Source organism: Halodurantibacterium flavum (assembly GCF_042681825.1).
GTDB lineage: Bacteria > Pseudomonadota > Alphaproteobacteria > Rhodobacterales > Rhodobacteraceae > Halodurantibacterium > Halodurantibacterium flavum.
This window is the reverse complement of the sequence record NZ_JBHUGH010000009.1, coordinates 185,535-206,620: the sequence shown is the minus strand read 5'-3', so window position 1 is coordinate 206,620 and position 21,086 is coordinate 185,535. Positions and strand designations below refer to the sequence as shown.

Annotated in this window: 23 protein-coding genes; 12 read left to right on the top strand and 11 right to left on the bottom strand. The window is 65.6% G+C overall.

What is annotated here, in order from left to right:
• Positions 1–81: 81 nt before the first annotated feature.
• On the bottom strand, positions 82–3,414 hold the full coding sequence (gene carB / locus ACFSGJ_RS11655) for a carbamoyl-phosphate synthase large subunit (protein ID WP_390261747.1): 3,333 nt from the start codon (positions 3,412–3,414) through the stop codon (positions 82–84).
• 216 nt (positions 3,415–3,630) lie between these two features.
• Here carB and ACFSGJ_RS11650 point away from each other — a divergent pair, with 216 nt between their 5' ends.
• From ACFSGJ_RS11650 to ACFSGJ_RS11640, 3 genes are all read left to right on the top strand, one after another.
• The gene (locus tag ACFSGJ_RS11650; protein WP_390261744.1) at positions 3,631–4,326 is read left to right on the top strand and encodes a CPBP family intramembrane glutamic endopeptidase; all 696 of its coding nucleotides are present in this window, start codon (positions 3,631–3,633) and stop codon (positions 4,324–4,326) included.
• Positions 4,327–4,399: 73 nt separating this feature from the next.
• Positions 4,400–6,172 (top strand): aspartate--tRNA ligase, encoded by a 1,773-nt coding sequence (aspS, locus tag ACFSGJ_RS11645; protein ID WP_390261741.1) that lies wholly within the window; start codon positions 4,400–4,402, stop codon positions 6,170–6,172.
• Positions 6,173–6,261: 89 nt separating this feature from the next.
• Entirely contained in the window at positions 6,262–6,975 is a 714-nt protein-coding gene (locus ACFSGJ_RS11640) for a GNAT family N-acetyltransferase (RefSeq protein WP_390261738.1), read from the top strand.
• Here ACFSGJ_RS11640 and ACFSGJ_RS11635 read toward each other — a convergent pair.
• The 5 genes from ACFSGJ_RS11635 to ACFSGJ_RS11615 form a co-directional block, all read right to left on the bottom strand.
• Positions 6,972–7,928 carry a 2-hydroxyacid dehydrogenase gene (locus ACFSGJ_RS11635; RefSeq protein WP_390261735.1) on the bottom strand — a complete coding sequence of 319 codons (957 nt, stop codon included), beginning with the start codon at positions 7,926–7,928 and terminating at the stop codon, positions 6,972–6,974. The genes ACFSGJ_RS11640 and ACFSGJ_RS11635 overlap by 4 nt on opposite strands.
• Positions 7,928–8,260: a tRNA-binding protein gene (locus ACFSGJ_RS11630; RefSeq protein WP_390261733.1), complete on the bottom strand. Its 333-nt coding sequence runs from the start codon at positions 8,258–8,260 to the stop codon at positions 7,928–7,930. Before ACFSGJ_RS11630 ends, ACFSGJ_RS11635 begins: the two co-directional genes overlap by 1 nt.
• Positions 8,257–9,069: a pyrroline-5-carboxylate reductase gene (gene proC, locus ACFSGJ_RS11625; RefSeq protein ID WP_390261730.1), complete on the bottom strand. Its 813-nt coding sequence runs from the start codon at positions 9,067–9,069 to the stop codon at positions 8,257–8,259. Before proC ends, ACFSGJ_RS11630 begins: the two co-directional genes overlap by 4 nt.
• A gap of 30 nt (positions 9,070–9,099) precedes the next feature.
• Complete coding sequence (locus ACFSGJ_RS11620; RefSeq protein ID WP_390261727.1) at positions 9,100–9,603, bottom strand: type III secretion system chaperone family protein; 504 nt, start codon at positions 9,601–9,603, stop codon at positions 9,100–9,102.
• Between the two features lie 235 nt (positions 9,604–9,838).
• Complete coding sequence (locus ACFSGJ_RS11615) at positions 9,839–10,147, bottom strand: accessory factor UbiK family protein (protein ID WP_390261724.1); 309 nt, start codon at positions 10,145–10,147, stop codon at positions 9,839–9,841.
• A gap of 139 nt (positions 10,148–10,286) precedes the next feature.
• Here ACFSGJ_RS11615 and lgt point away from each other — a divergent pair, with 139 nt between their 5' ends.
• Genes lgt through pgeF form a run of 3 tightly spaced genes read left to right on the top strand, consistent with a single transcriptional unit; the run spans position 10,287 to position 13,008 of the window.
• On the top strand, positions 10,287–11,186 hold the full coding sequence (lgt, locus tag ACFSGJ_RS11610) for a prolipoprotein diacylglyceryl transferase (protein WP_390261721.1): 900 nt from the start codon (positions 10,287–10,289) through the stop codon (positions 11,184–11,186).
• Complete coding sequence (locus ACFSGJ_RS11605) at positions 11,183–12,256, top strand: class I SAM-dependent methyltransferase (protein WP_390261718.1); 1,074 nt, start codon at positions 11,183–11,185, stop codon at positions 12,254–12,256. The genes lgt and ACFSGJ_RS11605 overlap by 4 nt, the downstream gene beginning before the upstream one ends.
• A complete protein-coding gene (gene pgeF / locus ACFSGJ_RS11600; RefSeq protein WP_390261716.1) occupies positions 12,253–13,008 on the top strand; it encodes a peptidoglycan editing factor PgeF in 756 nt (251 codons plus the stop codon). The genes ACFSGJ_RS11605 and pgeF overlap by 4 nt, the downstream gene beginning before the upstream one ends.
• Before the next feature lie 29 nt (positions 13,009–13,037).
• Here the strand turns inward: pgeF and ACFSGJ_RS11595 are convergent, their stop codons facing one another.
• Positions 13,038–13,538: an Lrp/AsnC family transcriptional regulator gene (locus tag ACFSGJ_RS11595; protein ID WP_390261713.1), complete on the bottom strand. Its 501-nt coding sequence runs from the start codon at positions 13,536–13,538 to the stop codon at positions 13,038–13,040.
• A 162-nt stretch (positions 13,539–13,700) separates the two neighbouring features.
• Between ACFSGJ_RS11595 and trxB the strand changes: the two genes are divergently transcribed.
• Both trxB and ACFSGJ_RS11585 read left to right on the top strand, forming a co-directional pair.
• Positions 13,701–14,645, top strand: coding sequence for a thioredoxin-disulfide reductase (gene trxB / locus ACFSGJ_RS11590; protein ID WP_390261710.1), 945 nt, complete (start codon positions 13,701–13,703; stop codon positions 14,643–14,645).
• 135 nt (positions 14,646–14,780) lie between these two features.
• Complete coding sequence (locus ACFSGJ_RS11585; RefSeq protein ID WP_390261707.1) at positions 14,781–16,487, top strand: bifunctional sulfate adenylyltransferase/adenylylsulfate kinase; 1,707 nt, start codon at positions 14,781–14,783, stop codon at positions 16,485–16,487.
• Positions 16,488–16,646: 159 nt separating this feature from the next.
• Here ACFSGJ_RS11585 and ACFSGJ_RS11580 read toward each other — a convergent pair whose 3' ends face one another.
• Both ACFSGJ_RS11580 and ACFSGJ_RS11575 read right to left on the bottom strand, forming a co-directional pair.
• Positions 16,647–16,874, bottom strand: coding sequence for a DUF1150 family protein (locus ACFSGJ_RS11580; RefSeq protein WP_390261704.1), 228 nt, complete (start codon positions 16,872–16,874; stop codon positions 16,647–16,649).
• Between the two features lie 12 nt (positions 16,875–16,886).
• A complete protein-coding gene (locus ACFSGJ_RS11575; protein ID WP_390261701.1) occupies positions 16,887–17,300 on the bottom strand; it encodes an Hsp20 family protein in 414 nt (137 codons plus the stop codon).
• Between the two features lie 178 nt (positions 17,301–17,478).
• Between ACFSGJ_RS11575 and ACFSGJ_RS11570 the strand changes: the two genes are divergently transcribed.
• Genes ACFSGJ_RS11570 through ACFSGJ_RS11560 form a run of 3 tightly spaced genes read left to right on the top strand, consistent with a single transcriptional unit; the run spans position 17,479 to position 19,348 of the window.
• Positions 17,479–17,697, top strand: a complete 219-nt coding sequence (locus ACFSGJ_RS11570) for a YdcH family protein (RefSeq protein ID WP_390261698.1) — start codon at positions 17,479–17,481, stop codon at positions 17,695–17,697.
• 54 nt (positions 17,698–17,751) lie between these two features.
• Positions 17,752–18,240, top strand: coding sequence for a 5-(carboxyamino)imidazole ribonucleotide mutase (purE, locus tag ACFSGJ_RS11565; protein ID WP_390261695.1), 489 nt, complete (start codon positions 17,752–17,754; stop codon positions 18,238–18,240).
• Positions 18,233–19,348 (top strand): 5-(carboxyamino)imidazole ribonucleotide synthase, encoded by a 1,116-nt coding sequence (locus ACFSGJ_RS11560; RefSeq protein WP_390261692.1) that lies wholly within the window; start codon positions 18,233–18,235, stop codon positions 19,346–19,348. Before purE ends, ACFSGJ_RS11560 begins: the two co-directional genes overlap by 8 nt.
• On the opposite strand, the gene ACFSGJ_RS11555 is transcribed toward ACFSGJ_RS11560, so the two are convergent.
• On the bottom strand, positions 19,314–20,060 hold the full coding sequence (locus ACFSGJ_RS11555) for an esterase/lipase family protein (protein ID WP_390261690.1): 747 nt from the start codon (positions 20,058–20,060) through the stop codon (positions 19,314–19,316). The genes ACFSGJ_RS11560 and ACFSGJ_RS11555 overlap by 35 nt on opposite strands.
• A gap of 200 nt (positions 20,061–20,260) precedes the next feature.
• Between ACFSGJ_RS11555 and ACFSGJ_RS11550 the strand changes: the two genes are divergently transcribed.
• A complete protein-coding gene (locus tag ACFSGJ_RS11550; RefSeq protein WP_390261687.1) occupies positions 20,261–20,707 on the top strand; it encodes an NUDIX domain-containing protein in 447 nt (148 codons plus the stop codon).
• Here ACFSGJ_RS11550 and hmuQ read toward each other — a convergent pair.
• Positions 20,704–21,012 (bottom strand): antibiotic biosynthesis monooxygenase family protein, encoded by a 309-nt coding sequence (gene hmuQ, locus ACFSGJ_RS11545; protein WP_390261684.1) that lies wholly within the window; start codon positions 21,010–21,012, stop codon positions 20,704–20,706. The genes ACFSGJ_RS11550 and hmuQ overlap by 4 nt on opposite strands.
• Positions 21,013–21,086 lie beyond the last annotated feature (74 nt).

The window sequence follows — 21,086 nt, the reverse complement described above, 5'->3', positions numbered from 1 at the left end:
TGTCCCCCGCTGTTCCACGGGCAAACTGCTAGACCCGCGCCCCGGCGGGTGCAACCCCGCGCGCGGCGCGGCGCGCGGGTATCAGCCTTGCAGCGTGCGCACCCCGATCTCTCCGTCCTGCCGCGCGCTCATCGCGGCGACGGCGGCGATGCTGCCGGCGGCGGTGGTAAAGTAAGGGATCTTGTCATAAAGCGCGACCGAGCGGATCTCGCGGCTGTCCTCGACTGCCTGCGTTCCCTCGGTCGTGTTCAGGACCAGCGTGATATCCCCGTTCTTCATCCGGTCGACGATGTTCGGGCGCCCCTCATAGACCTTGTTCACGACTTCGCAGGCGATGCCCGCCTCTTTCAGGAAGGCCGCCGTGCCGCGCGTCGCCACGATGGTAAAGCCGAGCGCGCCCAGGTCGCGCGCGGCCCCGGCCATGGCCGTGGTCTTGTCGGCATCCTTGATCGAAAGGAACACGCGCCCGCCCTCGGGCAGATGTGTCCCTGCGCCCATCTGCGCCTTGAGGAAGGCCAGCGCAAAGTTGCGGTCCCAGCCCATGACCTCGCCGGTCGAGCGCATTTCGGGGCCAAGCAGCGTGTCGACACCGGGGAAGCGGGCAAAGGGCAGCACCGCCTCCTTGACCGAGAACCAGGGCGTGATCGGGTCGGCAAGGGTCAGCGGATCGGCGAGCGGCAGCGGGTCGTCCGGACCCACGCCCGCCGGATAGGGCGCGCGCATCGGGAAGTTCGACAGCGGCTCACCTGCCATGAGCCGCGCGGCGATCGATGCGATGGCGCTGTCGGTGGCCTTGGCGACGAAGGGCACGGTCCGGCTGGCGCGCGGGTTCACCTCCAGCACATAGATCGTGCCATCCTTGATCGCGAACTGCACGTTCATCAGGCCGACGACGTTCAGCCCCAGCGCCATCGCGCGAGTCTGAACCTTCAGTTCCTCCACGATCTCGGGCGAGAGCGAATGGGGCGGCAGGCAGCAGGCCGAGTCGCCCGAATGGACGCCCGCCTCTTCGATATGTTCCATGATGCCCGCGACATGCACGTCCTTGCCATCGCAGAGCGCATCGACATCGACCTCGATCGCACCGGCCAGATAGCTGTCGAGCAGCACAGGGTTCTTGCCCGAGACATCCACCGCATTGGTGATGTAGCGTTTCAACTGGTCCATGTCGCGCACGATCTCCATCGCGCGGCCGCCCAGCACGTAGGACGGGCGGATGACCAGCGGGAAACCCACGCGTTCGGCGATCTCGATGGCCTGCGCATCGGACGAGGCGATGCCGTTCACCGGCTGCCGGAGGTTCAGATCGTTCAGAAGTTTCTGGAACCGCTCGCGGTCCTCGGCAAGGTCGATGGCGTCGGGGCTGGTGCCGAGGATCGGGATACCCTCTTCCTCCAGCGCGTTTGCGAGTTTCAGCGGCGTCTGGCCGCCAAACTGCACGATCACGCCGTGCAGCGTGCCGTTCTCCTGTTCGACCCGCAGGATCTCCAGCACATGCTCCAGCGTCAGCGGCTCGAAATAGAGCCGGTCCGAGGTGTCATAGTCGGTCGAAACCGTTTCCGGGTTGCAGTTGACCATGATGGTCTCATAGCCGGCATCGGTCAGCGCGAAACAGGCATGGCAGCAGCAATAGTCGAACTCGATCCCCTGCCCGATCCGGTTCGGGCCGCCCCCCAGGATGACCACCTTCTTGCGGTCCGATGGGCGCGCCTCGCATTCCACCTCGCCCATCACGGGATGTTCGTAGGTCGAATACATGTAGGGCGTCTGGGCCTCGAACTCGGCCGCGCAGGTGTCGATGCGCTTGAAGACCGCCGTGACGCCCAGGTTGCGACGGGCGCGGCGGACCTGCGCCTCTTCCCGGCCGGTCAGTTTCGCAAGGCGGGCGTCGGTAAAGCCATACATCTTGAGCCGCCGCAGACCCGCCTCGGTCGCGGGCAGCCCGGATTTCCGGATCTCGGACTCAAGGTCGATGATCTCGCGGATACGCGCAAGGAACCACGGATCGAAACTGGTCGCCGCCTGAATTTCGTCGTCGCTCAACCCGTGGCGCATGGCCTGCGCGATCAGGCGCAGCCGGTCCGGGGTCTGGGCGCTGATCGCCTTGACGATGGCCGATTTCTCGGGGGCACCCTCGATGGCGATCTCGTCAAAGCCGGTCAGGCCGGTTTCCATGCTCGCCAGCGCCTTCTGCACGGATTCGTGGAAGGTGCGGCCGATCGCCATCGCCTCGCCCACCGATTTCATCGCGGTGGTGAGTTCGGGCTTGGAGCCGGGGAACTTCTCGAAGGCGAAGCGGGGGATCTTGGTCACGACATAGTCGATGGTCGGCTCAAAGCTGGCCGGCGTGACCTTGGTGATGTCGTTGTCCAGTTCATCGAGCGTATAGCCCACGGCGAGTTTTGCCGCGATCTTGGCGATGGGAAAGCCGGTGGCCTTGGAGGCGAGCGCGGAGGAGCGGCTGACGCGTGGGTTCATCTCGATCACGACCATCCGCCCGTCGACCGGGTTGATCGCCCATTGCACGTTAGACCCGCCGGTTTCCACGCCGATCTCGCGCAGGACGGCGATCGAGCCGTTGCGCATGATCTGGTATTCCTTGTCCGTCAGGGTCAGCGCAGGCGCGACGGTGATGGAATCGCCCGTATGCACGCCCATCGGATCGACGTTCTCGATGGAACAGACGATGATCGCATTGTCCGCGCGGTCGCGGACCACTTCCATCTCATATTCCTTCCAGCCCAGCAGCGATTCATCGACCAGGATCTGCGCCATGGGCGAGGCATCGAGGCCCGAACGGCAGATGCGTTCATAGTCGTCCCGGTTATAGGCGACGCCACCCCCCGTTCCGCCCAGCGTAAAGGCGGGGCGGATGATCGCGGGCAGGCCGATATCCTCCAGCGCGGCCATCGCCTGCGACACGCCGGCATTGATGTCGTATTTGCCATTGGGCAGCTTGGGCGCGGCGACGATGGTGGCCTTGGGGTTTTCCAGCCCGATCCGGTCCATCGCCTCGCGGAAAAGCTTGCGGTCCTCGGCCATCTCGATGGCCTCACGGTTGGCGCCGATCAGCTCCACGCCGAATTTGTCCAGCACGCCCATGTCGGCGAGGGCGAGGCTGGTGTTCAGCCCCGTCTGTCCGCCCATGGTGGGCAGCAGCGCGTCGGGGCGTTCGGCCTCGATGATCTTGGCGACGACCTCGGGGGTGATCGGCTCGATATAGGTGGCGTCCGCCAGTTCCGGGTCGGTCATGATCGTGGCGGGGTTGGAGTTCACCAGGATGACCCGGTACCCCTCTTCGCGCAGCGCCTTGCAGGCTTGCGCGCCGGAATAGTCGAACTCGCAGGCCTGCCCGATGACGATGGGCCCCGCGCCGATGATCATGATCGACTTGATATCGGTTCTCTTCGGCATGACGGCCCCCATTGCGCAAATCCTCGCGGGTTATAGCCATGCGCAATTCCGGCGCAACCCCATATGGTCACCTTGCGGTGCAGCACGCTCGCGCAGCCGTGATGGCACGTCCCGCGGGCGCGCCTATATGCCAAGAAAGCCCTTTCTCTTGATGCTGCACCACAGCCCCGCCCTGACCGACCTTCCGCCCCCACCTGCCCGCCCGAGGAGCCCCGCATGAGCGATGCGTCTGCCCGCACCACCCTGCCCCGTACCCATGCCAACGGGACCGATCTGCGCAGGCTGCGGCTTTGGGCGGAAATGGCGCTGCTTTACGTTCTGGCCCCGGTCGCCCTGGCCGTGTTCTTTCCGGCGAACTGGATGTTCCCGGTTCTGTTCGCGGTGACGGCGCTGGGGCTGGTTCTCTTGCATGTGACCCGCGACTTCGAATGGGTCGAGCTATTGCGCGGCTGGCACCGGATCGGCTGGGGGGCCGTTCTGGGCCTGTCGGTCGTGACATTTCTGGCGGGCACAGCCGTCATGATGACGTTCAATCCGCAGGGCTATTTCTGGATGGTGCAGAACCGGCCCGAACTGATGCTGACGATTGCGCTTCTTTATCCGTTCGTTTCGGCCCTGCCGCAGGAAATCGTCTTTCGCCCGCTCTTTTTCCGTCGCTATGCCGAGCTTTTGCCGGGGACGCAGCTTGCCATCCTTGCGAATGCGGCGCTCTTTTCGCTGGCGCATATGCTCTACTGGAACTGGGTGGTGACGATCATGACCTTTTTCGGCGGCCTCGCTTTTGCCTGGGCCTATGAGGTGCGGCGGAATTTCCCCATGGCGGTGGTTCTGCACGCGGTTTCGGGCGTGATCGTCTTTGCCGTGGGGCTGGGGATGTTCTTTTACACCGGGAACATCCAGCGGCCGTTCTAGCCCCTGTCCCTTGACTCCTGTGGCGCTAAAGGGTGTATCGGCGCGGATACCGGAACACCCAAGGGGGCGCCTCATGCACGCTTATCGCAGCCATACCTGCGCGGAACTGAACAAGGCCCATGTGGGCGATGACGTGCGGCTTTCGGGCTGGGTGCACCGGGTGCGCGACCACGGGGGCGTTCTGTTCATCGACCTGCGCGACCATTACGGCATCACCCAGGTTCTGGCCGACAGCGACAGCCCGGCCTTTGCCGCGCTGGAAAAGGTGCGGGCAGAATGGGTGATCCGGATCGACGGCACCGTCAAGGCGCGCGACGAAAGCCTTGTGAACCCCAAGATCCCGACGGGTGAGATCGAGGTCTATGCCCGCGCGGTTGAAGTCCTTGGTCCGGCCGAGGATCTGCCGCTGCCGGTTTTCGGCGAACAGGACTATCCCGAGGAAACGCGCCTCACCTACCGTTTCCTTGACCTGCGGCGGGAAAAGCTGCATCGCAACATGATGCTGCGGTCGAACGTCGTGCGCAGCTTGCGCAACCGGATGTGGGACGCGGGCTTCAACGAATTCCAGACCCCGATCATCACGGCGTCCAGCCCTGAAGGCGCGCGCGACTTCCTCGTGCCCTCGCGGCTGCACCCGGGCAAGTTCTATGCGCTGCCGCAGGCGCCGCAGCAGTTCAAGCAGCTGATCATGGTCGCGGGCTTTGACCGTTATTTCCAGATCGCGCCCTGCTTCCGGGACGAAGACCCCCGCGCCGACCGCTCGCCCACCGACTTCTACCAGCTTGACCTGGAGATGTCCTTTGTCGAGCAGGAGGACGTCTTTACCGCCATCCAGCCGGTGATCCAGGGCATCTTCGAGGAATTCGGAGGCGGCCGGAAGGTCGATACGAACTGGGAGCGGATCGCCTACAAGGACGCGCTGCTGTGGTATGGGTCCGACAAGCCCGACCTGCGCAACCCGATCAAGATGCAGGTGGTGAGCGAGCATTTCCGCGGCTCCGGCTTCGCGATCTTCGCGAAACTGCTGGAGAACGAGGGCACCGAGATCCGCGCCATTCCCGCCCCGACGGGCGGCAGCCGCAAGTTCTGCGACCGGATGAACGCCTTCGCGCAGGCGCAGGGCCTGCCCGGCATGGGCTATATCTTCTGGCGCGAGGAAGGCGGCCAGATGGAGGCCGCCGGACCGCTGGCCAAGAACATCGGCCCGGAGCGCACCGAGGCGATCCGCCAGCAGCTTGGCCTTGGCGTGGGCGACGCGGCCTTCTTCCTTGGTGGCAAGCCCGAACAATTCGAGGCCGTCGCGGGCCGTGCCCGCAACGAGATCGGGCGCGAGTTGGGGCTGGCCGAGACGGATACCTTCCGCTTTGCCTGGATCGTCGATTTCCCGATGTATGAGAAGACCGATGACGGCAAGATCGATTTCAGCCACAACCCGTTCTCGATGCCGCAGGGCGGACTTGAGGCGCTGAGCGGCGACCCGCTGAAGGTGCTCGGCTACCAGTATGACCTTGCCTGCAACGGATACGAGTTGATTTCCGGCGCGATCCGGAACCACAAGCCCGAGATCATGTTCAAGGCGTTCGAACTGGCGGGCTATCCCAGGGAAGAGGTCGAAAAGCGGTTTGGCGGCATGGTCAAGGCCTTCCGCTATGGCGCGCCGCCCCACGGCGGCTGTGCGGCGGGCATCGACCGGATCGTGATGCTGTTGGCGGATGAGGCGAATATCCGCGAGGTCATCATGTTCCCGATGAACCAGCGCGCCGAAGACCTCATGATGGGCGCGCCCAGCCTGCCGATGAACGAGCAGCTGCGCGAACTGGGCCTGCGGGTCATCCCCAAGGAGTAATCCGGGGGGCGAAACGCAAAGGGAACTTATCGAGCGGGCGCGCGTCAGGGAATGGCGGCGCCCGTTGCCGCATCGCGGGGAGAGTCAGGATGACGGATGCGACGGTGAACGGTGAACTGGCGGGATGGATGCCTCCGCCGCGCCCCGGCGCGATGATGATCGAGGGGCGGCTCGTGACGCTCGAACCGCTGGAGGCGGAAACTCATGCGGGCGATCTCTTTCAGGCCTTTTCCGCCGCGGATGACAGCCTGTGGGAATTCATGCATCACGGGCCGTTCCACTCTGCCGCAACCTTTCACCGCTGGGTCAAAGAGGCCACGGCGCGCGAGGACATGGTCTATTTCGCGCTGCGCGATCATGCCTCGGGCCACCCTGGGGGCGTGGCGGCGCTGATGCGGATTGACGCGAGCAACGGCGTGATCGAGATCGGGTCGATCACCTTGGCCCCGGCGATGCAGCAGACCCCCGCCGCGACCGAGGCGCTCTCTCTCCTGATCGGCTGGGCTTTTGCGGCCGGATACCGCCGGGTGGAATGGAAATGCGACGCGCGGAACCTGCCCTCTCGCCGGGCGGCGCAGCGGCTGGGCTTTGCCTATGAGGGGACGTTCCGCGCCCATATGGTGGTGAAGGGGCGCAACCGCGACACCGCCTGGTTTGCGATTACCGATGCCGAATGGCCCGCGCTGCGCGAGGCGCATGAAATCTGGCTGCGTCCCGCGAATTTCGATGTGGAGGACCGGCAGGTAGAGCGCCTGTCGGACCTGACGCGGCTGGCAAGGGCCGGGACGGACCCCGCGCTCTAGACGCGGTTGGGTGGCTCGTTTCCGGCGAAGAAGGCCGTCAGGTTCCCGACCGCCATCGCGCCCATCGCCTCGCGCACCTCCAGCGCGGCAGTGCCGAGATGCGGCAAGAGCGTCACCCGATCCAGCCGCCGCAGCGCCTCGGGCACCCGGGGTTCGTGTTCGTAGACGTCGAGCCCCGCCCCCGCGATCCGGCCCGATTGCAGCGCATGGATCAGCGCCGCTTCCTCCACGATATCGCCCCGCGCGATGTTGATGAGGATCGCATGGGGCTGCATCGCCGATAGCGCATCGTGCCCAAGCAGATGCCGGGTCGCGGGCCCGCCCGGAACGGCGACCACGACAAAATCCACCGCGCTCATCAACCCGGCCAGCGTCGCGACCTGCCGCGCCGGCACCCCGGGCTCGGCAACCTCGGACCGATTGAAGAACAGAACCTCCATCCCGAAGCCGTGGTGACAGCGCCGCGCAATGGCCTTGCCGATCCGGCCCATCCCGACGATACCTACGCGCTTGCCCGTCACATGGGCGCCCAGCATCTGCGTGGGATGCCAGCCCTGCCACTGCCCCGACCGTACCAGCCTTTCGCCCTCACCTGCCCGGCGGGCGGTCATCAGAAGAAGCGTCAGCGCGATATCGGCGGTCGCATCGGTCACCGCGCCGGGCGTGTTGGTCACGACGATGCCGGCGGCCGCCGCGGCCTCGGTGTCGATATGATTATAGCCCACGCCGAAATTCGCGATGATCCGGCAGCGGAGCCCGGCCGCGCAGCCGAACGCCTCGGCGGTAAAGGCGTCGCCCAGCGAACAGAGCACGGCGTCATGCTCCGCCAGCGCCGCCACCGCGGCATCAAGCGGCAGCGGCTGCGTGTCGTCGCGAAGGGTGACGTCAAATGCGGCGCGCGCAGCATCGAGCGTCCGGGGCGGCATCCGCCGTGTGATCAGCAGCCGCGCCATCAGAACATCCGCCCGCCCAGCGGCACCGCCTGATCCGGCGAGAGCAGCACCACCTCGCCATCTGCATCCGGCACGCCGAGCACCAGAACCTCGGACATCACCGGCCCGATCTGGCGCGGCGGAAAGTTGACGACCGCGATCACCTGCCGCCCGATCAGGTCCTCGGGCGTGTAATGAACGGTGATCTGCGCCGAAGACCGCTTCTCGCCAATCTCCGGCCCGAAATCGACCCAGAGCCGATAGGCCGGTTTGCGCGCCTCGGGGAAGGGTTCGGCCCGGGTGATGCGGCCCACGCGGATATCGACCTTCTCGAAATCGGAATAGGTGATCATTGTCCCAACTCCCGGCTGCGGGCGGCGGCGGCCTGCACCGCGCGACGCAAGAGGGCCGGGAAACCCTGCGCCTCATCCATCAGGACCGCCAGCGCCGCGGCGGTCGTGCCCGCCGGGCTGGTGACGTTTTCACGCAGTTGTGCCGGGCCGGCGCCGGCTTCCTCGGCAAGGACGCCGGCGCCGGCCACCGTGGCGCGGGCAAGGTGCAACGAAAGATCGGGCGGCAGGCCCTCTGCCTCACCCGCGGCCGCCAGCGTCTCGATCAAGTGGAACACATAGGCCGGGCCCGAGCCCGAAACCGCCGTAACCGCGTCCATCTGGCCTTCGTGTTCAAGCCGGACAACCTGCCCCACCGCCGACAACAGCGCCTCGGCAAGGGTCAGGGCCGCGTTATCCGCATGGGCATTGCCGATCAGCGCGGTGATCCCGCGCCCGACGGCGGCGGGCGTGTTGGGCATTGCGCGGATGACCGGCGTTCCCGACCCCAGCAGGGCTTCATACCGGGCGATCGAGATCCCCGCCGCGACCGAGAGAAACACCGTACCGCCGCCCCCAAGCGCCGAAAGCGCCGGCAACGCATCCTGCATCATCTGCGGTTTCACGGCGATCAGCACGACAGCGGGCGAGGCTGGCAGGCCCTCGTTCAAATGAACGCCCTGCGCCTGCAGCCAGTCCGACGGGCGCGGCTCCTGAACCCAGACCGACTGCGGCGGCAGACCCTGTTTCAGCCAGCCCTGCAGCATGGCCGACCCCATCTTGCCGCAGCCCAGAAGCACAAGGCCCCGTTCCGCCAGATCGTCGAATGTCATCTTGCCCCCGTCCTTTTCCGGGGGCCAAGCCTATGCGCGACCGTAGGCCTCTGCAATGGCGACCTTGAGCGCCGAGGCCGGGCTCTGATCCGACCAGGCCGCAAGCTGGAACGCTGGGTAGAACCGTTCGCAGGCCGCAACCGCGCCGCCGATCATGCGGTCGATCTGTTCGGCCCCGGCGACCTGTCCGCCCGACAGCACAAGCCCGTAGCGCCAGACCATCAGCCGCTGCTCGGCCCAGAAGCTGAAGGCCCCGGTCCAGCAGAGCTCGTTCGCGCCGTTCAGAACCTCGTAAAGCGCGGCGTGGCGATCCTCGGGCGGCTCCATATCGAAGGTGCAGACGAGCCGCAGCGTCTCGTCATGGCCCGACCAGGCGAGCGTGAGGGAATAGGTGCGCCACTGTCCCTCGACCGCCATCGCGATCTGATCGTCGCCGACGCGGTCGAAATCCCAGTCATGGTGTTCGGCAAGCGTTTCGACGATATCGATGGGATGAAGGTCTTCGCCACTCAGGAAAAGCTCGGAGTTAGCCATGGTCCACTCCTTCATATGCGGCTGGGCGGTGGTCCCCACCACCATAAACCGGGCCTCTGCCAAGGGGCGGCGGTCATCCGGCCTCCCCTTACAAGATATGGTGTGCGCAAAGCGCGCTTCTGTAAAGAGCGGCGTTTGCATTTAGCTGTGGAAAAATGCTGCGACAGCGAAACGTCTCGCAGCTGACCCCGGCCCCCGGGGGGCAGGTTCCGATTCAAACCCGGATTCTTCGGGATCAGTCCTTGGACTTGGCGCTCGCCTTGGCCGCCGGGGCCTTGGCGGCCTCTTTCGCAGCGGACTCTGTCACAGTGGCCTCCAGCGCATCGAGCCGGGCGCGCAGGGCCTCGTTCTCTTCCCGGGCCTTCTGCGCCATCGCGCGCACGGCATCGAATTCCTCGCGCGTGACCAGATCGCGGTCGGCAAGCCAGCGGTCCACCAGCCCCTTGACCGCGGTTTCCGCCTCGGCCCGGGCGCCTTGCGCCACGCCCATCGCATTGGTCATGAGCTGGGACATGTCGTCGAGAAACTTGTTGCGGCTCTGCATGGCGGGCTCCTCATCGGTTTCAACCTATATGTGACGGGCGGAGGCAAATCACAAGGTTGACTTGCCCCTCTGCCCCCGTCCACACAAGGCGCGACCATCAGGAGGCGCGCCGGACCGCGGCAGCCCAGGGAGAAACCGAATGCTTGCCGCGATCCCCTTTCCCGACCTCAGCCCCGAGATCTTCACGATCCGCCTTGGCGGGTTCGAGTTCGCGCTGCGCTGGTATGCGCTGGCCTATATCGCGGGTCTGCTGATCGGCTGGCGGATCGTCGTTGGCCTCATGCGCCGGCCTGGCCTGTGGCCCGGGTCGCGGGCGCCGATGGAACCGGTGCAGGTCGAACAGCTTCTGACCTGGGTGATCGTCGGCGTCATCCTCGGCGGGCGGCTGGGTTTCGTGCTCTTTTACCAGCCGGCCTATTACCTCTCCAATCCGGTCGAGATTTTCCATGTCTGGGAAGGCGGGATGGCGTTTCACGGCGGCTTTCTCGGCGTCGTGGTCGCGGCGCTGATCTATTGCCGCCGGAACGGCCTGCCGCCGCTGCAGGTCGCCGACGCGATGGCGGTCGCGACGCCCATCGGGCTGATGCTCGGCCGGCTTGCAAATTTCGTGAATGGCGAACTGTGGGGCCGGCCCACTACCCTCCCCTGGGGCGTGATCTTTCCGGGTGAGGCCGCGCAGACCTGCCCGTGGGACTGGATCGGTCCCTGCGCGCGCCATCCCTCGCAGCTTTATCAGGCGGCGGGCGAAGGGCTCCTGCTGTTTCTGCTGCTTGCGGTTCTGGTCTGGGGCCTCGGCTGGCTGCGGCGCCCCGGTCAGGTGACCGGCGCCTTCCTTGCGGGCTATGGCGTCGCGCGCTTTGTGGTCGAGTTCTTTCGCCAGCCTGACGCGCAGTTCGTCGGCCCCGGCAACCCGCTGGGCCATGCGGTTCAGTTCGGCCAGGCCGGGCTGACGATGGGGCAGATCCTGTCGCTGCCGATGATCCTCGCGGGGATCGCCCTGATCCTCTGGGCGCGGCGTCGCGCCACCGCGCCTGCATGACGCCGCTGACCGGGATACTGGTCGGGCGGGTCCGGGCCGGGGGGCCGATGACGGTGGCCGATTACATGGCCGAATGCCTGCTGCATCCGCAGCACGGCTACTACACCACGCGCGATCCCTTTGGCCGGGGGGGCGATTTCACCACCGCCCCCGAAATCAGCCAGATGTTCGGAGAGCTTCTAGGGCTATCCCTTGCGCAAAGCTGGCTTGATCAGGGGGCTCCGGACCGGATCGTGCTTGCCGAGCTTGGCCCCGGCCGCGGCACGCTTATGGCGGATATCCTGCGCGCGACCCGGGGCGTGCCCGGCTTTCACACGGCGCTTTCCGTGCATCTGGTCGAGGCTTCGCCCACCCTTCGCAAGCGGCAGCGGCAGGCCTTGCCGGGTGCCGATGTGACCTGGCACGACACGACGGGCGACCTGCCGCTGGACCGCCCGCTGTTTCTGGTCGCGAACGAATTTTTCGACGCGCTGCCCATCCGCCAGTTCCTGCGCAACGGTCCGGGATGGTCGGAACGGCTGGTGGGTCTCGATGAGTCCGGCCGGCTCGCCTTTGGCCTTGCGCCCCCGGCGCCTGTTCCGGCCCTTGCACATCGGCTGGGCGACAGCGCCGAGGGCGAGATGGTGGAGCTTTGTCCGGCAGGCCCGCCGATCATGCAGGATATCGCCTCTCGTATTCAGGCCAGGGGCGGCGTGGCGATCGTCATCGATTATGGCGACTGGCGCGCGCGGGGCGATACGCTGCAGGCGCTGCGTGACCATGCGCCGGACGATCCGCTCGCCCATCCCGGAGAGGCCGATCTGACCGCCCATGTCGATTTCGAGGCGCTGGCGCAGGCCGCCAGGCCCGCCGTCGCCGTGTCAGGCCCGGTGCCGCAGGGGGTGTTGCTGCAACGGCTCGGCATCGCCGGGCGGGCCGAGGCGCTCGCCGCCCGCCTGCAGGGTGACGCGCTGGCGCAGCATCTGGCCGCCCATCGGCGCTTGACCCATCCGCAGGAAATGGGAAACCTGTTCAAAGCCATCGCCATCAGCCCACGGGGCCGGCCCCAACCGCCCGGATTTGGCACATGAGTCTCGAGATCATTACCTCCCCCCTGCTCGGTCCGCTGCGCCACGGTTTCTTTACCCGTCGCGGCGGCGCGTCATCGGGGGTGTTTCACGGGCTGAACTGCGGCCTCGGGTCCTCGGACATGGCCGAGGCGGTGGCGATCAACCGTCAGCGGGTCGCGGCGGCGATGGAGGTTCCGGGCGATCACCTTGTCACCGTGCATCAGGTTCATTCGCCCGCTGTGGTCGTGGTCGAGGGGGTGCTCGACCCCGTGCCGCGCGCCGATGCGCTGGTCACAAAAACACCCGGGGTTGCGATTGCGGTGCTTACGGCCGACTGCCAGCCCGTTCTGCTGGCCGACGTCGCGGCGGGCGTTATCGGCGCCGCCCATGCCGGATGGCGCGGCGCGCGCGACGGGGTGCTGGGTGCGACCGTCGATGCAATGGTCGGGCTGGGCGCCACGCGCGCGCGGATCAAGGCGGTGATCGGCCCCACCATCAGCCAGCGGAATTATGAGGTCGGGCCGGAGCTGCTTGAGGATTTCATGGCCGATGACCCCGCCAACAGTCGCTTTTTTACCAATGGCGCCGGCGACCGTTATCTCTTTGACCTGCCGTCCTTCGGTCTTGCGCAGTTGCGGACCGCCGGCGTGGCCGAGGCCGCCTGGACCGGCCATTGCACCTATGGGGATGCGGAACGGTTTTTCTCTTACCGCCGCGCGACCCATGCCGGCGAGGCCGATTATGGCCGCCTGATCTCGGCGATCCGGCTTTAGGCGTCAAGTTTCAGGCGTCAGGCGCCTCTTCAGGCGCTGCGGCTCAGCCGGTCCTCAAGCACGTCAAAGGGCAGGCCCGGTTCGTCCTTGGCGCAGCGGATCACCAGCGATGTCTTGACGCTTGCCACATTCTCGGCGGCGGTGAGCTGCTGGGTCAGGAAGGACTGGAAGGTCGAGAGATCGGGCGCCACGCATTTCAGGATGAAGTCGATCTCGCCGTTCAGCATGTGACATTCACGCACAAGGGGCCAGGCCCGGCAGCGGTCCTCGAAGGCGCTCAGGTCCGGTTCCGCCTGGCTGTGAAGCCGCACCATCGCGAAAACCTGCACCTCGAAGCCAAGCTCTCGCGCATTGATATCCGCGTGATATCCACGGATATAGCCGGCTTCCTCCAATGTGCGGACGCGACGCAGACAGGGGGGCGCGGAAATGCCCACCCGCTTGGCCAGTTCCACATTGGTCATGCGCCCGTCGCCCTGAAGCTCCGCAAGGATCATCCGGTCGATCGGATCGAGCTTTGAACCCGCCATGTCTGCTCCTTTATTGCTGCGCGGAACTTACGGCCAGCGCCGGTTTCGCGCAATATTATTTCACCAATTCTACCGTGCATGTCCTTCTTCGCGCCGCTCCGCATCGCCCCTTCCGAAAAGCGGCCGGAGCGAATATATCCGCCCGGCAATAAGGGGGCTGCCATGACTGACGCGCGACATACGAAGGTTCTCATCATCGGATCAGGTCCGGCGGGATATACCGCGGCGGTCTACGCGGCAAGGGCGATGCTGAAGCCGATCCTGATCCAGGGCATACAGCCGGGCGGCCAGCTGACGATCACGACGGATGTCGAAAACTGGCCCGGCGACACCAGCGTTCAGGGCCCCGACCTGATGATCCGGATGGAAGCCCACGCGCGAGAGATGGGGGCCGAGATCATCTCGGACTACATTTCCGCGCTGGACCTGTCGCAGCGCCCCTTTGTCGCCCGCGCCGACAGCGGCACGACCTACACGGCGGATGCGGTGATCCTGGCGACCGGGGCGCAGGCGAAATGGCTTGGCCTTCCGTCCGAGGAGCGGTTCAAGGGCTTCGGCGTCTCGGCCTGCGCGACCTGCGACGGCTTTTTCTATCGCGGCAAAGAGGTCGTGGTGATCGGCGGCGGCAATACGGCGGTCGAAGAGGCGCTGTTCCTCACCAATTTCGCGAGCAAGGTGACGCTGATCCACCGGCGCGATTCGCTGCGCGCAGAACGGATCATGCAGGAACGCCTCTTCGCCCATCCGAAGGTCGAGGTTCTGTGGAACCACACGGTGGACGAGGTTCTGGGCGACGACACGCCCCTGGGCGTGACCGCCGTCCGCGCGCGCCATGTGGAAACCGGCGTTGCGACCGACATCCCCTGCGCGGGCTTCTTTGTCGCGATCGGCCACGCGCCGGCCTCCGAGCTCGTGCAGGGCCAGCTGGAGACGCATCACGGCGGCTATGTGAAGGTGAAGCCCGGAACGACAGAGACCTCGATCCCCGGCGTCTTTGCCGCCGGCGACCTGACCGACCATGTCTACCGGCAGGCGGTCACGAGCGCGGGTATGGGCTGCATGGCCGCGCTGGACGCGGAACGGTTTCTTGCAGGTTTGATGACATAATGGCGACTTTTGTCCCAAAATCGGCAGTTTTCCCCGCATTTTGGGCGCCAGGCCAATCCTTTGTCTTGATGCGCCGTTGCTGCTGGGGGTAAAGCAGGTTTACGCCAATGCCGCATTAACGAGGGACAGCCTTCAATGCCATCATCCAATCTAGCCCCGATTCCGGAGCTTTACGTTTCCTATGATTCCGCGCAGAAGCTGAAGGTCGAGGCGGGGGATCTGCCGTCCTGGGATCTGACGCCGCGGCAGATCTGCGATCTGGAGCTTCTGATGAACGGGGGTTTCCACCCGCTCAAGGGCTTCCTGAGCGAGGCCGATTATGATGGCGTTGTCGAAAACATGCGCCTGACCGACGGGACGCTCTGGCCGATGCCGATCACGCTGGACGTGAGCGAGGATTTCGCCGGCAAGATCGAGACTGGACAGGACATCGCGCTGCGCGACCAGGAAGGCGTGATCCTCGCGATCCTTTCGGTCACCGACAAATGGGAGCCGAACAAGGCCCGCGAGGCGGAAAAGGTCTTCGGGGCCGACGATCTGGCGCATCCGGCGGTGAACTACCTGCATCACTCGGCAGGCAAGATCTATCTGGGCGGCCCCGTCACCGGCATCCAGCAGCCGATCCATTACGATTTCAAGGCCCGCCGCGACACGCCGAACGAGTTGCGCGCCTATTTCCGCAAGATGGGCTGGCGCCGCGTGGTCGCCTTCCAGACCCGCAACCCGCTGCACCGGGCGCATCAGGAACTGACCTTCCGCGCCGCGCGCGAGGCGCAGGCCAACCTGCTGATCCACCCGGTCGTGGGCATGACCAAGCCGGGCGACGTGGACCATTTCACCCGCGTCCGCTGCTATGAGGCGGTGCTGGACAAATACCCGGCGGCCACCACGCATCTGTCGCTTCTGAACCTGGCGATGCGCATGGCCGGCCCGCGTGAGGCACTGTGGCACGCGATCATCCGCAAGAACCACGGCCTGACGCATTTCATCGTCGGCCGCGACCATGCGGGCCCCGGCAAGAACAGCGCGGGCAAGGACTTCTACGACCCCTATGCTGCGCAGGAACTGGTGCGTCAGCACCAGGAGGAAGTCGGGATCGAGATGGTCGACTTCAAGCAGATGGTCTTTGTGCAGGAAAAGGCACAATATTACCCGGTGGATGAGGTGCCCGAGAACTCGACCGTGCTCGACATCTCCGGCACCGAGCTGCGGCGCCGTCTGCGCGAAGGGCTGGAGATCCCCGACTGGTTCTCCTTCCCCGAGGTGGTGACCGAACTGCGCCGCACCTCGCCGCCGCGCGCCAAGCAGGGCTTTACCGTGTTCCTGACGGGGCTCTCGGGCTCGGGCAAATCCACCATCGCGAACGCGCTGATGGTCAAGCTGATGGAGATGGGCGGCCGCCCGGTCACGCTGCTCGATGGCGATGTCGTGCGCAAACACCTCTCGTCCGAGCTCGGCTTCTCGAAAGAGCATCGCGACATCAACATCCGCCGCATCGGCTATGTCGCATCCGAGATCACCAAGAACGGTGGCATCGCCATCTGCGCCCCGATCGCACCCTACACCGCGACCCGCCGCGCCGTGCGCGAGATGGTCGAGGCAGGCGGCGCCTTTGTCGAGGTGCATGTGGCAACCCCGCTCGAGGAATGCGAACGTCGCGACCGCAAGGGGCTCTACAAGCTGGCCCGCGAAGGCAAGATCAAGGAGTTCACCGGGATTTCGGACCCTTACGAGGAACCCGCGAACCCCGAGCTTCGCCTCGACACCACCGGCATCGAGGTCGATCACTGCGCCCATCAGGTGCTGCTCAAGCTCGAAGGCATGGGCCTCATCAAGGCCTGAGCTGCCTACGGGCGCAGAAACACATAGAAGGAAAAGGCCGCCGGAAACGGCGGCCTTGTTCGTGGGGTCAAGCGGGAGCGTCTGCCGTCGGTGGCGCGGGGCGTCGGTCCTGTCCCGGCCCCCGTGGACCCAGGTGTCACAGCCCCGACAGCACAAGCCTCAGTGTGCGTTGACCGGGGCAAGATCATTTTGACGGGCCAGGGCAAAGGCCATCTGGCGGTCGCGCACCAGCGCCAGCCGTTCGCCGTTCGGACCATTGACCGAATAAAGCGTCTCGATCCCTTCGGCTTGATCGCGGATTTCCTGCGGCAGCTCGCTTACGGCGATGGGACGGACATAGACGATCCGGTCCTCTGCCGCATTCTCAAATTCAAAGTTCGTGTCCATCACACGCTCCTTTCAGGCTCTGGAAATACGAATGGTCTGCACAACGCTGTCGGGTTCGCTGCGTGCAAGATCAATGTGCAAGAGGCCGTTTTCCATGATCGCGCCGCGCACCTCTACCCCGTCGGCCAGCACAAAAGCGCGCTGGAACTGCCGGGCCGCTATGCCTCGATGCAGGAAGATCCGGTCACCGCTCTCCTCGGCCTGACGGCCGCGCACGACCAGTTGCCGATCTTCCAGCGTGATCGAAAGATCCTCTTCGCGGAACCCCGCCAGCGCGAGCGTGATGCGATAAGCGTTTTCGCCGCATTGCTCGATGTTGAAGGGGGGATAGCCTTCGTTTCCGGTCTTTGCGGTGCGTTCCACCAGCCGTTCAAGCTGGTCGAAGCCCAAAAGAAACGGGTGGGCGGCAAAGGTCAGTTTCGTCATGTGGCAAGCCCTTGGATAAGCGACGTTGCAATAATGGCCCCGGAAGCGGCGACCTGAGGTCAATATGGGCGCCCGAAAAACCCTCCGCAAGGGGCGGCGCATCGGCATTATCTTTCCCGAAATGCCGCATTTCAGTATATAGGTGATCCGGTGACTGCGACTCCAGCGAAGGCCAGACATGAACGCGCCCATGGAACTCAAAAGCGAAGACGTGCTGCGGATCGAGCTTGAGGTCTTTCGAAGCGAACATCGCGACCTTGACGCGGCCATTCAGGCGCTGGAAACCACCCCCGCCCCCGATGCCCTGCAACTGCGCCGGCTCAAGAAGAAAAAGCTGCAGCTGCGTGACCGGATCGCCCGGATCGAGGATCTTCTGACCCCCGACATCATTGCCTAGCGCATCGTTCCGACTATAGTGCGCGCTTTCTGAAGGCGGGCCGGCGGAGGCAGGATGACAGAGGTGAAAGTGGGCATCATCATGGGCAGCCAGTCCGACTGGCCCACCATGAAGGAAGCGGCCGACATTCTGGACGAACTCGGCGTCGCATGGGAGGCCCGGATCGTTTCGGCTCATCGCACGCCCGACCGGCTCTGGGCCTATGGGCGGGATGCCGTGGGGCGCGGCCTGCAGGTCATCATCGCGGGCGCTGGCGGGGCTGCGCATCTGCCGGGGATGATGGCGTCCAAGACGCGGCTGCCGGTGATCGGGGTGCCGGTGCAGACCAAGGCCCTGTCGGGTGTGGACAGCCTCTATTCCATCGTTCAGATGCCGCGCGGCTATCCGGTTGCGACCATGGCGATCGGTGCGGCAGGGGCGGCAAATGCCGGGCTGATGGCGGCGGGCATCCTTTCCCTGCAGGACAGCGGGCTTGCCGCACGGCTCGACGACTGGCGCGCGGCCCTCTCTGCGTCGATCCCCGAGGAGCCGCGGAATGACTGAGCGTGGCGCCACGCTCGGCCCGGGCGCGACCATCGGGATTCTGGGCGGCGGACAGTTGGGACGGATGCTGTCGGTTGCGGCTTCCCGCCTCGGGTTCCGCTGCCATGTCTATGAGCCGGCGGCAAACCCGCCCGCGGCCGATGTCGCGCACCGCACCTTCACCGCCCCCTATGAGGACCATGAGGCGCTTGCGCAGTTTGCCAAGGGCGTCGATGTCATCACCTATGAGTTCGAGAATGTGCCGACCGCCGCGCTCGACCTGCTGGAATCGATCGTGCCCATCCGCCCGAACCGCCGCGCGCTCGCCATCAGTCAGGACCGGCTGAGCGAAAAGGCGTTCCTGCGCGACCTTGGCCTTGCGACAGCGCCCTTCGCGCCCGTGGATCGGGCCGCCGATCTGGACGCGGCGCTGGCCGATATCGGGATGCCCGCAATCCTCAAGACACGGCGGCTCGGCTATGACGGCAAGGGGCAGGCGCGGATCACCGCCGCAGATCAGGCCGGGGCCGCGTTGGCTGCGATGGCCGGTGCGCCCGCGATCCTCGAAGGGTTCGTGACCTTCAGCCATGAAGTTTCGGTCATCGCCGCGCGGGGTCTCGACGGGCGGGTGGCCTGCTACGACCCCGGGGAAAACGTGCACCGAGACGGTATCCTGCATACGACCACCGTTCCGGCCCGGCTGTCGATGGCGCAGCAGACCGATGCCGTCATCCTGGCGGGGCGAATCCTCAACGCACTCGACTATGTGGGTGTGATGGGGGTGGAACTCTTCGTGACCCCGGCCGGGCTCGTGGTGAACGAGATCGCGCCGCGCGTCCACAATTCGGGCCACTGGACGCAGAACGGCTGCGTCATCGACCAGTTTGAACAGCATATCCGCGCCGTCGCGGGCTGGCCCCTGGGCGATGGCAGCCGTCATTCCGATATAGAGATGCTGAACCTGATCGGCGAGGACGTCGCGCGTGTCCCGGAACTGGCGGGCCGGGCCGATACGGCGATCCATCTCTATGGCAAGGCCGAGGCGCGGCCGGGTCGCAAGATGGGGCATGTGAACCGCCGCCTGCCCCAACCGCTCAATGCGCCGCCGATGTCTCCTCGGGGGCGGTAAATAGCAGCGCCACCGCCTCGGTCAGCGTCAGGTCATGATCGAACCGCCCCTGCTCGAGGAATTCGAGCACCTGCGCGATCACCAGCGGGTTGAGCATCATGAAGGTATGGGTGACCGGCAGGACGATATGATCGTTCATTCCCTCGACCTTCGTGCTCTCGACCGAGACCTTCCCGTCATCCGGCCCCTCGATCATCGAGGAATAGACAGGGTTGAGCGAGCGGTGTCCCGCGATCACCCCCAGTTCGAAGCGCGCCGGGCCAAGCTGGTTCGGCAGGCTGTCCGGTTCGGTGCCCAGTTCCAGCCCCGCCGGGCCGTTCAGCCACTGAAACGGCTCCAGCCCGCCCAGACGGTCCACCAGTTCCGACCCGTGGTTCGGCGGGGCGAGCATCACGACGCGCCCCATGTTCTGCGGCCGGTGATCCTCCAGCCAATAGCGCAGGATGACCCCGCCCATCGAATGGGTCACGAAATGAACGGTCTCGCCGCCGCATTGCTCGATCGCATCGGGCACATAGCCGGCAAGCTCCTCGATCGGCATGAGGGTCGATGGGTAACCCTCGTTCACCACAGTATATCCTTGCGCCGCCAGCGCCTCTGCCATCACCAGAAGCGACGCCTCGGTCCGCGCCAGACCGTGCAGCATCACGATGCAATCCGCCCGCGCGGCAGGGGCGATCAACAGGGCGAGGGCGAAAAGAACGTAACGCATTTGCGACAGATAGGATCGCGCGCGGTTTTGACGAGGGGCGGCGCGGAGAGTTGACTGAGAGGTGGGTTCGGCAAGCATGGTTGAGGAACGCGATGGGTGGTACGGAGATCCGGCGGGCCTCCGGAGGTTGCGTGTTTGGTGGCTGGACAATCCCGCCCGCCGCAGAAATGATCGCCCCGACCCAGCCAGCCCGATACCCGATGACCCCTCGTCTTGCCGTCCGCGCCCTGATCCTGCACGAAAACCGCCTGCTCCTGGTCAATGCCTGGCCGGGCGGGATCAGCGATCTTTGGTGCGCGCCGGGCGGCGGGGTGGAGCGGCACCAGTCACTGCCCGACAACCTGCGCCGCGAGGTGCATGAGGAAACCGGCCTGATCGTCGAGGTCGGCGCACCCTGCCTTGTGAACGAGTTCCACGAACCCGCGCGGGACTTTCATCAGGTCGATATCTATTTCCGCTGCACAATCACCTCGGGCACCTCGGGCCGGATCGACGCCGGCTGGCGCGACCCCGAGGGCGTGGTGACGGAGCGGCGCTTCTTCAGCCGGGCGGAGCTGGCTGGCATCCGCTACAAGCCCGACAGCCTGCCCCAGGCGGCATGGGGCAGCCGGACGCTCTATGACCCGTTGGAGCCGATCCTGCGCTAGACGCTCTGAACGCTCTCGAACACCTCAAGCTCGGGCGGGCCCATATAGATATCGGCGTGGCTGCCGGCACCGCGATGGGCGGCCCGGAAAGCCTCGGACTTCGTCCAGTTCTCGAAATCGGCGCGGCTGTTCCAAAGGGTGTGCGAGGCGTAAAGGACATGGTCGCCCTTCTCCGCCCCCTTCATCAGGTGAAACGAGACGAAGCCCGGCACCTCGGGCAGGTGGCTGTCGCGGTTCTTCCAGATGGCCTCGAATGTCTCTTCCTGCCCTGCCTTCACGCGAAACCGGTTCATCGTCAGATACATTGCCCACTCCTTCTGGCTTTTTGGCGAAGTTCGGGGCATCAAGGGGCAAGGTCAAGCCCGGCGCGGCGGACATA